This is a genomic window from Clostridium sp. OF09-36, assembly GCF_003481985.1.
Classification (GTDB): Bacteria; Bacillota; Clostridia; order Lachnospirales; family Lachnospiraceae; genus Brotaphodocola.
The window spans coordinates 25,274-39,846 of the sequence record NZ_QUMD01000024.1; the positions used below are offsets into that span (position 1 = coordinate 25,274).

At 41.2% G+C, this 14,573-nt stretch carries 18 protein-coding genes and 1 pseudogene; all 19 read left to right on the plus strand.

Going from position 1 to position 14,573, the window contains the following annotated elements; genetic code table 11:
* Window positions 1-59: 59 nt before the first annotated feature.
* The 19 genes and pseudogenes from DXA97_RS15255 to DXA97_RS15330 all read left to right on the plus strand — a co-directional run bounded on the left by DXA97_RS15255 (window position 60) and on the right by DXA97_RS15330 (window position 14,573).
* Complete coding sequence (locus DXA97_RS15255; protein WP_118004418.1) at window positions 60-491, plus strand: hypothetical protein; 432 nt, start codon at window positions 60-62, stop codon at window positions 489-491.
* A 206-nt stretch (window positions 492-697) separates the two neighbouring features.
* Window positions 698-3,427 (plus strand): tape measure protein, encoded by a 2,730-nt coding sequence (locus tag DXA97_RS15260; RefSeq protein ID WP_118720989.1) that lies wholly within the window; start codon window positions 698-700, stop codon window positions 3,425-3,427.
* Window positions 3,427-4,116, plus strand: a complete 690-nt coding sequence (locus DXA97_RS15265) for a LysM peptidoglycan-binding domain-containing protein (RefSeq protein WP_003500642.1) — start codon at window positions 3,427-3,429, stop codon at window positions 4,114-4,116. The genes DXA97_RS15260 and DXA97_RS15265 overlap by 1 nt, the downstream gene beginning before the upstream one ends.
* 17 nt (window positions 4,117-4,133) lie before the next feature.
* The gene (locus DXA97_RS15270) at window positions 4,134-5,114 is read left to right on the plus strand and encodes a hypothetical protein (protein ID WP_003500640.1); all 981 of its coding nucleotides are present in this window, start codon (window positions 4,134-4,136) and stop codon (window positions 5,112-5,114) included.
* A complete protein-coding gene (locus tag DXA97_RS15275; RefSeq protein ID WP_044911320.1) occupies window positions 5,107-5,502 on the plus strand; it encodes a DUF2577 domain-containing protein in 396 nt (131 codons plus the stop codon). The genes DXA97_RS15270 and DXA97_RS15275 overlap by 8 nt, the downstream gene beginning before the upstream one ends.
* Window positions 5,499-5,903, plus strand: coding sequence for a DUF2634 domain-containing protein (locus tag DXA97_RS15280; RefSeq protein ID WP_118720963.1), 405 nt, complete (start codon window positions 5,499-5,501; stop codon window positions 5,901-5,903). Before DXA97_RS15275 ends, DXA97_RS15280 begins: the two co-directional genes overlap by 4 nt.
* 43 nt (window positions 5,904-5,946) lie before the next feature.
* Window positions 5,947-7,106 (plus strand): annotated as a pseudogene (locus tag DXA97_RS22355) (baseplate J/gp47 family protein).
* Window positions 7,103-7,897 (plus strand): putative phage tail protein, encoded by a 795-nt coding sequence (locus DXA97_RS15290; protein WP_118720964.1) that lies wholly within the window; start codon window positions 7,103-7,105, stop codon window positions 7,895-7,897. The pseudogene DXA97_RS22355 and the gene DXA97_RS15290 overlap by 4 nt, the downstream one beginning before the upstream one ends.
* 14 nt (window positions 7,898-7,911) lie before the next feature.
* Window positions 7,912-9,717, plus strand: a complete 1,806-nt coding sequence (locus DXA97_RS15295; RefSeq protein WP_118720965.1) for a hypothetical protein — start codon at window positions 7,912-7,914, stop codon at window positions 9,715-9,717.
* Window positions 9,718-10,103: 386 nt separating this feature from the next.
* A complete protein-coding gene (locus tag DXA97_RS15300) occupies window positions 10,104-11,294 on the plus strand; it encodes an RNA-directed DNA polymerase (RefSeq protein WP_118720966.1) in 1,191 nt (396 codons plus the stop codon).
* On the plus strand, window positions 11,254-11,520 hold the full coding sequence (locus DXA97_RS15305) for a hypothetical protein (protein ID WP_118720967.1): 267 nt from the start codon (window positions 11,254-11,256) through the stop codon (window positions 11,518-11,520). The genes DXA97_RS15300 and DXA97_RS15305 overlap by 41 nt, the downstream gene beginning before the upstream one ends.
* Window positions 11,521-11,535: 15 nt before the next feature.
* The gene (locus DXA97_RS21655; protein ID WP_015527549.1) at window positions 11,536-11,670 is read left to right on the plus strand and encodes a CD1375 family protein; all 135 of its coding nucleotides are present in this window, start codon (window positions 11,536-11,538) and stop codon (window positions 11,668-11,670) included.
* Window positions 11,671-11,720: 50 nt separating this feature from the next.
* Window positions 11,721-11,846 (plus strand): CD1375 family protein, encoded by a 126-nt coding sequence (locus tag DXA97_RS21660; RefSeq protein WP_330362758.1) that lies wholly within the window; start codon window positions 11,721-11,723, stop codon window positions 11,844-11,846.
* Between the two features lie 101 nt (window positions 11,847-11,947).
* The gene (locus tag DXA97_RS15310) at window positions 11,948-12,370 is read left to right on the plus strand and encodes a phage holin family protein (protein ID WP_118004445.1); all 423 of its coding nucleotides are present in this window, start codon (window positions 11,948-11,950) and stop codon (window positions 12,368-12,370) included.
* A gap of 2 nt (window positions 12,371-12,372) precedes the next feature.
* Window positions 12,373-12,504 carry a hypothetical protein gene (locus tag DXA97_RS21665; RefSeq protein ID WP_279221181.1) on the plus strand — a complete coding sequence of 44 codons (132 nt, stop codon included), beginning with the start codon at window positions 12,373-12,375 and terminating at the stop codon, window positions 12,502-12,504.
* A gap of 127 nt (window positions 12,505-12,631) precedes the next feature.
* A complete protein-coding gene (locus DXA97_RS15315) occupies window positions 12,632-13,165 on the plus strand; it encodes a hypothetical protein (protein WP_147355581.1) in 534 nt (177 codons plus the stop codon).
* A 38-nt stretch (window positions 13,166-13,203) separates the two neighbouring features.
* Entirely contained in the window at window positions 13,204-13,497 is a 294-nt protein-coding gene (locus DXA97_RS15320; protein WP_279221182.1) for a hypothetical protein, read from the plus strand.
* A 225-nt stretch (window positions 13,498-13,722) separates the two neighbouring features.
* Window positions 13,723-14,199, plus strand: coding sequence for a hypothetical protein (locus tag DXA97_RS15325; protein ID WP_118720969.1), 477 nt, complete (start codon window positions 13,723-13,725; stop codon window positions 14,197-14,199).
* A gap of 170 nt (window positions 14,200-14,369) precedes the next feature.
* The gene (locus DXA97_RS15330; protein WP_118720970.1) at window positions 14,370-14,573 is read left to right on the plus strand and encodes a helix-turn-helix transcriptional regulator; all 204 of its coding nucleotides are present in this window, start codon (window positions 14,370-14,372) and stop codon (window positions 14,571-14,573) included.

The following is a 14,573-nucleotide window of genomic DNA, read 5'->3' on the forward strand; positions in this document are numbered from 1 at the left end:
TATAAGGTCATATAAGGGGTTTTTTCTATTCTTTGATAAACAGAAGGGAGAACAACAAAATGTCAAAATTTAGTGCATTTATGAAAGCGAATAAAAAGGTAAAGGAAAATGAAAAGTTTGCACCTACTGCTTCACTTCTTGGTTCAGACGGAACACCTGTTAGATGGGAGTTCAGACATATCAGTTCCAAGGAGAATGAAGAACTTCGTGATGCAAACACCATTGAAGTTCAGGTGACAGGCAAGCCGAACTTATTCAGACCAAAACTGATTACTTCAAAGTACCTTATGGCAATGATCGTGAAGTCAACGGTGTTTCCTGACCTTTACGATAAAGAGTTACAGGACAGTTACGGTGTGATGACCCCGGAAGATTTAGTCTATGCAATGGTTGATGATGCCGGGGAAATGCAGGACTTCCAGTTATGGATGCAGAAGTTTCAGGGATTTACCAAGTCACTTGATGAAAAGGTTGATGAAGCAAAAAACTAATTGAAGAAGGGGACGGTGAAGCAAATTATGCTTACTATGCCCTTCTAAAACTTCACATTCTTCCATCAGTGTTCTTGGCTATGGATGAACAGGAAAAAGCCTTTGTGATTGCTTCAATCAAGTTGAAAGCAGAGCATGACAAGAAGGAAAAGAAAAAGGCAGAAGCAAGGGCAAAGAAAAAACACTAAGAAAGGACGGTGAAACAGGTGTCATCTATTCAGACAGGTATTGAACTTAATGACCAATTCAGCGGAGTGTTGAACAACATCATCAGTTCAGTGAACCTTGCCGTATCTGCAATGTATGATATGCAGCAGTCAATGAACGCTGATATTGATACAAGCAGTATTGAAGGGGCAAGGGATGAAATCAATCAGGCAACCGCTGCCATTGAAGCAATGAATCAGGCAGCAAGCCGACAGACCGCACCTGATATTGCACCGCCTGTTGTGGATGGTGGAAATCAAGAACCGATTCCTGTACCTGTTGACCCGGTACTTCCTGACCCTTTGGTTGAAAATCCTGAACCAATCAGACCTGAAATTCAGCCAAACGCACCGCCTGACCCTGAACCCGTAGAAATCCCGGTCACATGGAACACTGACGGGATGGATGTGTTCACAGGAACAGGTGTTGAACGATTTCAGCAAGAAGTTCAGAGTGCAAACGATATGTTGAACACACTGAATACCACACAGGCAAGGATTTCACAGACCGCACAGGGAATGGATATACTGCCGGATGCAGCAGTTCAGGATATGAACACCATGCAACAGCGGTTATCTGCAATTCAGCAGCGGATTCAGCAGATTGAGAACAACCCGGTAAATGTTGGGGCAGACAATGCAAATGCAGAACTGGAACAGTTGCGTATGCAGTTGAATCAGGCTATTCAGGAACAAAATTCACTGAATCAGGCAATGCAGAATATGGATGTTTCTGCTGCCAATGATGCCTATTTACGTTTGTCACAGACTGTTGGCAACACAGAAAGGTACATCCGTGACAATGTGGATGAACAGGGGCGTTTCAATCAGGAAATTTCAGCCGGAACACAACAGGCAAATGAACTGACCAATACCATCAAGCGGGCGGTTGCAGCCTATGTCAGTATTCAGACAGTTGGGAAAGCACTGAACATTTCAGACGAACTTGTTCAGACAACATCCCGTTTGAACATGATGAATGACGGGGTTCAGACAACCGCTGAACTTGTCAACATGGTATATGCAGCAGCACAAGATGCAAGAGGTTCATTCAGTCAGATGGCTGATGTTGTTGCCCGTTTCGGTAACAACGCAAAGGATGCGTTCAGCAGTTCAGAAGAAGTTGTTGCTTTTGCTGATCTGATTCAAAAGCAGATGACGATTGCCGGGGCAAGCACCCAAGAAGCAGCAAACGCAGAATTGCAGTTATCACAGGCACTTGGTTCAGGTGTCCTTCGTGGTGATGAATTGAACAGTATCTTTGAACAAGCACCTAACCTGATTCAGAACATTGCGGACTATCTTGATGTTCCAATCGGTAAGATCAGAGAAATGGCAGCGGATGGGGAACTTTCCGCTGATGTAGTCAAGGCAGCAATCTTTTCTGCTGCTGATGACATTAACAGCAAATTCAATGAAATGCCTATGACTTGGGGGCAGATATGGCAGTCAATGCAGAACACCGCACTGATTGCATTTCAGCCTGTTCTTCAAAGACTGAACGATTTAGCTAATAGTGAAGCATTTCAGACTTTCATTCAGGGTGCTATTGAAGCAATGGCAACCCTTGCGAATATCCTTCTGAATGTGTTTGAAGTGGCTGCATCTGTTGGGGCATTTATCGGTGATGACTGGTCAATCATTGCACCAATTATCTATGGTGTAATTGCTGCATTAGGGGCATATTTGGCAATCATGGGAATTGTCAACGCAATTACTGCAATTTCAGCAGCCATTGATGCGACAAAGGCAGCGGCAGATGCACTTGCAGCCGGACAAACATTTCTTTGGACAGTACAGCAGTATGGATTGAACGCAGCACTTGCAGCGTGTCCGATCACATGGATTATTGTGCTGATTATAGCACTTATAGCAATAATTTTTGCCGTATGTAATGCGATTGCAAAGATGACAGGTATTGCAAATTCAGGGTTCGGTGTGATTACTGGTGGTGTGAACGTGGTGATTCAGTTCTTCAAGAACTTGGGTCTAACCGTGGCAAACATTGCCTTGGGTATTGGAAACGCCATTGCAGCACTTGCATCCAATATGATGACGGCATTTCACAATGCAATCTGTTCTGTTCAGTCATGGTTTTACAACCTGTTAAGCACGGCACTTTCAGTCATTGAAGGTATTTGTTCAGCACTGAATAAGTTACCGTTTGTTGAATTTGACTATTCAGGCATTTCATCCGCAGCGGATGACTATGCAGCCAAAGCAAGTGAAGCAGCCGGAAACAAAGAAGATTACCAGTCAATCAGTGATGCGTTCAATGAAGGTTTTACAACCTTTGATGCATTTCAGGACGGTTGGGCATCAGATGCGTTCAATGCGGGTGCAGCATGGGGTGACGGTATTGCTGATAAGGTTTCAAACTTTAGTCTGTCGGATGTATTCGGTCAGACAGATATTCCTAATGTTGGTGATTACACATCAGGGTTCAATGATGCAATAGCAAATTCAGGCGTGGGTGACAGCATTGGAAACATTGACGATAACACAGGCAAAATCAAGGATTCTTTGGATGTTACAGAAGAAGATTTGAAGTATTTGCGTGACATTGCGGAACAAGAATCAATTAACAGATTCACAACCGCAGAAGTAACTATCAACCAAACAAACAACAATAATGTTTCATCTGATACTGACCTTGATGGCTTTATCACTGCATTAGATGATGCAATGGGTGAAGCAATAGATGAAGTAACAAATGGGGGTACAGACTAATGGCACAAAGCGGATATGATATGTATTTTGATAAATGCCTTTTTCCTGTCACCCCTGAAAAAATTAGCATCAAAATCAATGGTAATAACAAAACGGTCAACCTGATAAATGAAGGTGAAATCAATATCCTGAAAAAAACCGGGTTGACCGACATTGAATTTGAAGCAGAAATCCCGCAAGTAAAACATCCTTATGCGGTGTATAAGAATGGTTTCAAAGAAGCGGGGTATTTCTTTGATATTTTTGAAGGGTTGAAAACAGGCAAAAAGACATTCCAGTTCATTGTGTGCAGAAAGACCCCGGTGGGGAAAAAACTGCTGAACACGAACATGAAGGTATCTTTGGAAGATTACAAAATTTCAGAGGATGCCAAGAACGGGTTTGACTTCAAAGTCAAGTTCAATCTGAAACAGTACCGGGACTATGGAACAAAGACAGTCAACATCAAAATTGCTGCATCCAAGCCAAAGGCAAGTGCAGAGCCTAAGCGGGAAACTAACAATTCACCCGCCCCGGCAGCAGCACAGACTTATACGGTTGTGCGTGGTGATTGTTTATGGAACATTGCAAAACGGTTTTACGGTAGCGGTGCAAAATACACCGTGATTTACAACGCAAACAGGGGTGTCATTGGTGGCAACCCTAACTTAATTTATCCGGGACAGGTTTTGACCATTCCGGCAGCATAAGAAAGGGGTGTTGTTCAATGTACGTTGAACTACTGGTTGGGAATGAATCAGGAACAAAAGTATATCAACCTGTTGTTCAGGAAGGTATTGAATGGTCAACAGAAAGAAAAAACACCCCCGGCAAACTGGTTTTCAAAGTCCTGTATGACAACATTCTTGATTTTTCAGAAGGTAGTCCAGTCAGGATGAAGGTAGACGGTGACAATGTATTCTTTGGTTTTGTATTCAAGCAGCAAAGAAGTAAGGACAAGATCATTACTGTCACCGCCTACGATCAGTTAAGATATTTGAAAAATAAGGACACTAAGGTTTATGAAAATAAAACTGCATCACAATTTGTAAAAATGATTGCAGATGATTATGCCCTGAACCTTGGTACACTGGATGATACAGGGTATGTCATTGAATCAAGAATTGAAGAAAACAGTGAACTGTTTGAAATGATAACAAATGCTCTTGACCTGACACTGACTAACACCGGGGAAATGTATGTGTTATATGACGATTTTGGAAAACTTACCCTGAAAAGCCTGTCATCTATGTATGTGGGTGTTCCGGGGGCGTACTTAATGATTGATGAAGAAACAGGGCAAGATTTTGAATATACTTCATCTATCGACAGTAATACTTATAACAAAATCAAGTTGACCTATGACAATGAAGATACTAAAAAGCGTGATGTTTATATCACACAGGATTCTTCTAATATCAATAAATGGGGCATTTTGCAGTATTTTGATACCTTACAGAAAGGTGAAAATGGTCAAGCAAAGGCAGATGCCCTTTTGAAACTGTATAACAAGAAAACCCGTAACTTGAAGATCACCAATGCTTTGGGTGACAACAGAGTGCGGGCGGGTTCAATGGTTGTCATTAACCTTGACCTTGGTGATATGAAAGTGAAAAACTGGATGCTTGTTGAAAAGTGCAAGCACACTTACAAGGAAGGTGAACATTGGATGGATTTGACACTTAGAGGGGGTGAGTTTATTGCCTGATGCAAAAGGAATTATCAAGAAAGTACATCAAGCAGCGGTTGAAGCGGTAGAATCAACAAAACCTGTAAATGTATGTTTTGGAAAGGTTATATCTGCATCCCCGTTACAGATAAATGTTGAACAGAAGATGATTCTTACTGAAAAACAACTTGTACTTTCAAGGAATGTAACAGATTTCAAAACTAAGATAACGGCGGGGAATATCAAGAATTATTACTATACCGGGGATGTAAATTCAGGGACAGCACCAGTTTCCCCGTCACACGTTCATGCTGTCGGAACGATTGAAGTCACCGTACACAATGGCTTGGCTGTCGGTGATGGTGTCATTCTAATAAGACAGCAAGAAGGTCAGAAATTCATTGTTGTGGATAGGATAGGCAAATGATTCCTTCAACAGTTGGTTTTCTTGACCAAGATTTTGAAATTGAAACACAGCCAAGCCTAACTTATAAAATGGATTTAGACGGTGATTCAGTCAGGGGTCTTGTGGATGAACAGGATGCCATGAAGCAGATGATTTTCAGAACACTGCAAACAGAACGGTATCAGTACATCATATATCCGTGGTATTACGGCATTGAAACACTTGATCTGTATGGTGAACCTGTTACTTGGGTTTGCCCTGAATTAGAACGCAGAATCACTGAAGCGTTAGCCGTTGATGAAAGAATCACGGGCGTGACCGACTTTGAATTTGACCTGACGGTCAAAGGTGTGGTTCATGCCTATTTTACCGTAAAAACAATTTACGGTGATATTAAAGCAGAGAAGGGGGTGAAGATTTAGAATGTATGAAGATCAGACTTATGACATTATCCTTGAAAGGATGATGAACCGGGTATCTGACAAAATTGACAAAAGACCGTCATCCCCTGTTTATGATCTGCATAGTTCAACAGCCATTGAATTTCAGATTTTATACATTGAGTTGGAATATCTGATAAAAAATTCATACGGTGATACTGCTGCAAGGGAATTTCTGATCTTGCTTGCAAAGGACAGGGGACTTTCACCTGAACCCGCAACCAAGGCAATCTTACAGGGTGAGTTCACACCAACAAACATTGATGTTACTGGAAAGCGTTTCAACATTGGTGAAATCAACTATGTTGTGACTGAACAGATCACACCGGGAACATACAAGGTTCAGTGTGAAACAGAAGGTGTGGTTGGCAATCAGTACCTTGGGGATATGATACCAATGGAATATATTGACGGATTGCAGACGGCAAGCCTGACAAGCGTATTGATCCCCGGTGAAGATGAAGAAGATACAGAAGTTTTCAGACAGCGTTACTTTGACAGCTCAATGAACAGTCCTTTGGTGGTAATCATGCTGATTATATGGCAAAGGTCAAAGGCATTGAAGGTGTTGGGTCATGTAAGGTCAAGCGTGTTTGGAATGGTGACATTAGACCCGCTGACATGATCGTCAGTACAGTGGTCAAGAACTGGTATGAATCAATCATTTCAACAGTTCCGGCAGCAGTCAAACCGTGGCTTGATGCCGTATATAATGCAGCCAAGGACAAGAAACTGACAGTTGGCGGTACTGTTCATGTAGTTATCACTGATTCAGATGATTACGGTGAAGCAAGTTCAACGCTTGTTCAATACGTTCAGCAGACACTTGACCCGGAAGAAAATGCCGGGGAAGGTTACGGACTTGCACCAATCGGTCATGTAGTCAGTGTTGCAAGTGCATCACCTGTCAGTATTGAGGTCAAGACCACGGTAACCTTTGAAGAAGGTCACAACTGGTCAAATACCAAAGCAGCCATTACAGAAGCGGTTGATGCGTATTTCTTGGAATTAAGAAAGAACTGGTCAGAAACATCACAAACCATTGTCAGGGTATCGCAGATTGAAAACCGCATCCTTGGTGTTGATGGTGTGGTGGATGTGACCGGGACAAAGCTGAACGGCACGGCAAGCAATATGACCTTGACAGAATTTTGCATACCAAAGTTAGGGGGTGTTTCTGCATGATAAGAGAAGTTGACCTTGTTTCATACTTGCCGCCATTCATGCAGAACTACAAAGAACCCGTTGCAGCACTTGAAGCGGAAAACCCTGAATTTAGTCTGATGTGGTCGGCAACTGACAGGTGTTTGCGTAACCGCTTCATTTCAACCGCTGATGAATATGGAATCAGCAGATTTGAAAAGATGCTGAAAATATACCCAACTGCTGATGATACCCTTGAATCAAGGCGTTCAAGGGTTCAAAGCAAGTGGTTCAACACAATCCCGTACACTTGGAAAGTGTTGCTTCAAAAGTTGCTTGTCCTTTGTGGTGACAGTGATTTTGAAGTGACTGGTGATTTCAAGACCGGGTACACACTGTATATTGACACTGACCTTGAATTATATGGTCAGGTGGAAGAACTGGAAAACATCATAAACACAATGATTCCTGAAAATCTTGTGGTTGTATCTAAGAACAGCATCCCTTGCAACATCAAAGGTGCTGTTCTTTTTGGTGGTGGCATCTGCTTCATCAATGAATTTATCATCACAAACGATTTCCGGGAAGTGTTTGATGTGAACGGTTCATCAGTCTTTGGTGGTGGAATCGTTCAGACTGAAATGCTGAACATCACAAATGACAGTCAGGAAACAGTGAGTGTTCAGGGTACAGTGAACTTTGGTGGTAAGGCAACAGATACCGCAATGGTAACCATTTCAACAGATTTTAATGAAACAATCCGGGCAGATATGGATGCAAAGGCAGCATCCGGCGTTGTTCAGGTAGACTTCATTGAGATAAAAACAACATAGAAAGGAATGATAAGATGGCAGAGTATTCAAAACTTTACATCACAAACAATGGTCAGGCACTTATGGCAAAGATGATTGCCGGGTCAGGAAACATTGATTTTACAAAAGTATGTTCTTCCAGTACCCAGTACACTGAAAGTCAGTTACAGGCATTGACCGCACTTAGCAACATCAAGCAGACAACCCTTGTTTCCAAGGTTACCCGCACAAATGAGGTTGCAATCAAAATTGATGCAGCATATTCCAACGTAGACCTGAAAGAAGGTTACTATATGCGTACACTTGGCTTATATGCCGTTGACCCTGACAAGGGTGAAATCCTGTATGCAGTCTGCATTGAAAAGTCAAATAACTGTTATATGCCACCATATAACGGCGTTACGGTATCGGCTGCATACTTACAGTTATATACCACAGTAGGAAACGCTGACAGCGTATCACTTGCGGTCAGTCCGGGTGCGTATGCAACGGTCGGTGACATTCAGGCACTTGAAAAAGAAATTGCTGATCTGAAAGCCTTTGTTGGCTATACAGACGGTGACATTTACGGTGTTGAAGTGGACCTTGAAAATAAGAAATTCACAAGACTTGCCGGAGCAGTAAACCGTTCAGCGGGTTCAGGGTTTGATGGAATCAATGCCTTTGGTGGCAGAAAGCGTTGCAACCTTACCAATGACGGGCGTGTTGCTGCATATTATGGTGAAGCCGGATTTTCCACTACTGGAAAACTGACACAGGCGGTTGATCGTAACCCGGTAGGTACTGAATCACCTGATGAAAACCTGAAATTCAGTGCCGGGACAATCGTTCAGGTAATGGTTGAACAGCCAAAGTTTTATTACAAGGTTGTACCGCTTAAAACTGAAAAGAGAACCAAGGGGGCGATCACAAGAAAAATCAGATACTATGTATCAGATACACCAAAGGCGGGATTCAAACTTCATCCGGCGTTCATTGTAAATGGTCAGGAAAATGATGTTGCATATCTTGCAGCCTTTGAAGGTTCACTTTGGGATGCATCTGCATCAGCATACATTCTTGATGATTCACAGGTTGCTGACTTTGCTGCTGATATGTTATGCAGTATTGCCAATGCAAAACCGCTGTCAGGACTTACACAGAACGCAACCCGTGCAAATATCAGAAAACTTGCTGAAAAACGTGGTACTGGTTGGGAACAGGGTGTTGTTCAGACGGCATCCGCTTCACAGATGCTCATGCTGATTGAATATGCAACCTTCAATATGCAGTCTGCCATTGGTAACGGTGCAGTTTCCAAGACTGATGACGGTAAAACATCCATGACAGAAAATACAGGTGCAACAATCACCCTTGGTAATGCATCCGGTTCAGTTGTCAACGCTAACGGTATTCAGATTGTGTCATACCGTGGTGAAGAAAACTTTTGGGGCAATATTTGGTGGTGGATTGATGGAATCAATCACTATGCAAACGCAACCACAGGTGAGTGTGAAACCTATGTTGCAGATCATGGTTTTGCTGATGACATTAAGGCAGCACCTTATGAAGATACAGGAATGACCGCAAAGTATGGAAACGGCTATATTTCCGCTTTCTGCTATTCAGAAGATTTTGATTGGTTGTTCTTACCGGGTGAGTTCAACGGAAACACTGCACTTCCTGTTGGTGATTACTGTTGGAATCAGAACGGTACTGGTTGGCGTGTCGCTGCATTGGGTGCTGGTTGGGGTAATGGCTTGGGTGCCGGTGCTTTCTGTTGGTATCTGGGTAATGCTTCTTCTGGTCGTTATCGGGGTATCGGCGGTCGGTTGGTGTATCGAAAAAAGGTGGCAGCATAACAGGCAACCAGTAATTCACACAATTTTAGGTAATCAGGATGCTAAGGATGACGATTTTCAAGCAGAAAGACAATAAAAAGACAAAAAACCAATGTCACTAAATTAGGTGCTAATTGGAATAATGGCTTGAATACCAGTGCTTTCTATTGGAATCTGAATAATGCTTCTTCTAATCGTAATCGGAATATCAGCAGTCAGTTAGTAAATGCACAAATATCACTTGAAACACCCCGTCAGAAATGGCGGGGTGTTCTTATAAATCAATGTACTGAAAACTGATTACCGTGCCACTTGGCAAAACATCAAAATACATGGGCTGTATTAGTAGACCGCCACCTGACGGGTTGAAAGTTCGGTTCAGTGCATACAGAAGGGAACAGACAAGCGTGAAACGGTATGGCAATCTTTATGAAAAAATCTGTTCAATGGATAACCTGTATCTTGCGTTTCAACACGCAAAGAAAGGCAAAGGATGGTACAAGGAAGTTCAGCAGATTGAGAAAAGACCATACTACTATTTGGCTGGTCTGCAATGGATGCTTCAAAACCATTTATACAAAACTTCGGAATATGCCACTTTTACGAAAAAGGACGGCAAGAAGGAACGGGAAATATACAAACTTCCATTCTTCCCTGACAGAATTGCACAATGGGCGGTTTTACAGGTGATTGAACCGCAGTTATTAGCGTATTTCACTGATGACACATATTCAGCAATACCAAACAAGGGTATTCATGCAGCATACAAGAAGTTACGGTTGGCGGTTGATACCGTGCCGGAAGAAATGACCTATTGTTTGAAAATAGACTGCAAGAAATTTTACCCTTCCATTGACCATGAAACACTAAAACAGAAGTTCAGACGGAAGTACAAAGACCCTGAACTGCTTGAACTGATTGATGAAGTAATTGATTCAATCAGCACTTGTCCGGCAACGGATGAAAACATTGAATTTTATCGGTCTTGTGGTAATGAAATCAAGATAGTGAAGGTAAACGGCAAGGACTTCATTGAAGGTGTCGGTATTCCAATAGGGAATTACTTTTCACAGTATGACGGCAATTTCTTCCTATCAGGTTTTGACCACTGGATAAAAGAAGTTAAGCGGGTAAAGCACTATTACCGTTATATGGATGATATTTGTATTTTTGCAAGAACCAAAGAAGAACTGCATCAGTTACTTACAGAAATCAATGAATACTTCATACAGAATTTGAAATTAAGAATAAAAGGCAACTATCAGATATTCCCTTCGTTCATCCGGGGTATTGATTTTGTAGGGTACAGGATTTTCTTGAAAGATACCCTTCTTAGAAAATCCACCTGTCAGGAATTTGAACGGAAAATGACCGCAATCAGGAAGAAGATTGAAAGCGGTCAGGAAATGAACTATTCAGAATGGTGTGCAATCAATTCCTATAAGGGTTGGTTGAAATATTGTGATAGCAGCCGATTGTCTGAAAAATATATTGAACCAATTCAGCCTTATGCTGATAGGTACTATAAAGATCATATCAAGAAAGGTGGTAAAAAGCATGAAAGAGTACGGAAAAGTACGCAGTACAAAGCAGCCTGAACAGAAAGTCATTGATGACTATTCAGTTTGGGTTGCTGCAAACATCACCCCGGTCACAGAAGCCGGGACAGATGAACAGCCGGGATTCACTGGTTATGAATATGACCTGACCCAGTACACCAAGGATGAATACATCAAAATGATTGATGACAGGAACGCATCTTTGGAAGATCAGATGACACAGGCACAGGAAGCCATGTGTGAAATCTATGAAATGATGGCATAAGGAAGGGGTGAGAATATGGCAAACATTTATGCAGCACTTATCATCAAGGGTAAGAAGTCAATCAATGATGTTCCTGACAAGATCAGGGATGAAGTCAAACAGGTGCTTATTGATGAAGGACACCCGGAACTGGCAGAAGGTGGTAACTGATGTTGTTTCAGTTCATCATAAAAATTTTATTCAGAAAGGATGTGGAATCTATGGCAGTGATCTATGCAACCCTTATCATTAAGGGCAAGAAAACCTTTGCTGATGTACCTGAGAAAATCAAGGACAAAGTGAAGGAAGTTCTGATTGACCTTGATTGCCCTGAATTAGCAGAGTAATCAACAGACAAGGAAATTATCACAGGAACAAAAACAACCGCTATATGACCCTTATATGAGGTCACAAGCGGTTGTTTTTATGTTCAGAAAGGACAGAGAAAATGAAACAGACTATTTGCAGTGTATTAGGTGTGATTGGTTCAGCAATCGCATCTTTTTTTGGTGGTTGGGATGCGGGACTTGCAACCCTTCTGATCTTCATGGGTCTTGATTATATTTCAGGACTGATTGTTGCGGGGGTGTTCAAGAACAGTCCCAAGACAGACACAGGTTCACTTGAAAGTAAGGCGGGGTGGAAAGGTCTTTGCAGAAAGTGCATGACCCTGATTTTTGTACTGGTTGCGTACCGCCTTGATCTTGTCATTGGCACAAATTACATCAGGGATGCAGTAATCATTGCGTTCATTGCCAATGAAACAATTTCCCTTGTGGAAAATGCGGGTCTTATGGGGTTACCACTCCCGGCAGTCATCACCAAGGCTATTGATATTTTACAGAAAAAGACAGAAAGTGAGGGTGAATAATTATGAGTTTAGTAGTAGGTTCAGCAAGAATTGATGAAAACGGCAAGATTTCCGGCGGTGTGTTGGGTGACAACAACGGTAGGGAAGTAAGTACACAGCCGTACTATTTGCACAGCAAGGTTGGTATGTTTTAGACCAAAAACTGTTGCACTTGCAAATGGTCTTGCATCTGCAATGTCAGATGCGTGTGCAAATGACCATATCGGTTACGATCAGTCTAACCGTTATGGTGTCATTAAGATGGTCAGAAAATATGGCAGCATGAAAGCAATCAAAGAAAAGACAGAAGCAGACTGTTCTTCTTTGGTTCGTGGTTGTTGTATTCAGAACGGTTTTGACCCCGGTGATTTTGCAACATCAGGTGAAGCAGCCAAACTTGAAGCAACTGGAAAATTTGAAAAAAGGCAGTCTGTCAGTGCTAATACTGTTTTATATAATGGTGATGTACTGGTTACAAAAACATCAGGTCACACTGTTATTGTAGTAAGTGGAAACAGTAGATCAGCAAGCAACAGTCAGAGTGCTGCACCAGTTACTTCAAAGACCGCAAAGTCATCTGCACAGAAAAAGTCATCTGCCGTTGCCGGAACATATAAGACAAGCACTGATTGTTATATGCGTAACGGTGCGGGAAAACAGAACACATCAATGGTTGTGTTAGAACAGGGGACAGAAGTGAAGTGCTATGGTTACTATTCTGAATATCAGGGTGTAAAATGGCTTTATGTTCAGGTAACGTACAGGGGTGTGAAATACACTGGTTTTGTTTCTGAACGTGTCCTGAATAAACAGTAACCGGGTGTTACTAATTTGTTACTAAATAGCGGGATTTTGTGAGATTTGCGGAGATATTCAAAATTGAACTTTTCAGCAAATACGGGCAAAAAGCGGGGTGTTATATCAATGAAATTTATGATATAATAAGTGACGAGGAAAAGAAAAGCCTTATTACTTATCTCATAAAAGAAATTCAGATATATCCAAATGGGGAGTCAGAGCAGCCTTTGAAGTCGATAGAGTTTAATTTCCCAATATATCGGGATGGTCAAGAGGTAAGGCGGCTCTTGTGGGAAAAAGGTAATACCGTTGAGACGGTATGTTTACTCTCGCGTAAAGCCCCAGTTTAAGCGGGTTTGCGGGCTTTTGTGTCAGATATGAACCTGTGTTTTTAGAAGGAAAATATGAGAATTTTTAAGTGTTTTAATAGGGGTGTTAAAAAAACTGCGTAATTAGCTTTGTGCGCCGAGATTTTATCGGGCTAAAGCTGTGCGCGGATTTTACATCTCTATTTTTACGTCCTTTTTATGGGACATTAAAATTTGTAAAATATAAAGGCAAAGCGAGGCACTATCATGAGACGTATTTTACTAAGCATGAAGCCCTATGGGTGGGAGATTGTAAAGAGTCAAGAAAAAATATACGAATATAGAAAACGGTTTATGCATGAGGAGGTTGAAGCATATTTATACCTTAGCAGACCACTTTCAGGAATTTCTGGAGTCATCACAATGGGAAAAGGAATAGAACTAGACGATTTGAAGAAAAAATACAAAAATACATCAGAGGTATATTCAAGGATATGTCAATACGAAAGTAGAGGTAATAAGATGATGATGCCAATACTAAGCATTTGTGAGACTAATTTTATTAGCAAAGGAAAAATAGAAATTGATATAGGCAGATTTATTGTTCCGCAAGGATTTTATTATTTAGAGGGGACAGAATTGGAAGGCTATCTGGATGAAAATCTGGTGAAAAATAACGCAATAAAAATAGACATCAATAGATTTCAAGTAGCTGATGAAATATGTAGAAATTATAAATACTAACCATTTTTTTTGCAAAAATTATGAACCGAGGTTTGAGTTTTTTGAAGAGTGCGAATAAAACAAAAAGAATTAAAAAGCAATATAAAGATTGAGTTTACGCTCTTTTTATGGTAAAATCAAACTGCTGTTGTTATACAATTAAATGACGATTTGGAATACTAGGAGGAAAAATGAAATTTACATACAAAAAACTATGGAAATTACTTATAGATAAAGATATGAAAAAAACAGAGCTTATAAATTTGGCGCAGATTAGTAAATCATCAGTTACAAAATTAGTACATGATGAAAATGTCACAACGGATGTGTTGTTAAAGATTTGTGTCGCATTAGATTGTGAAATATCTGATATTATGGAAATCGTGAAGGAATAA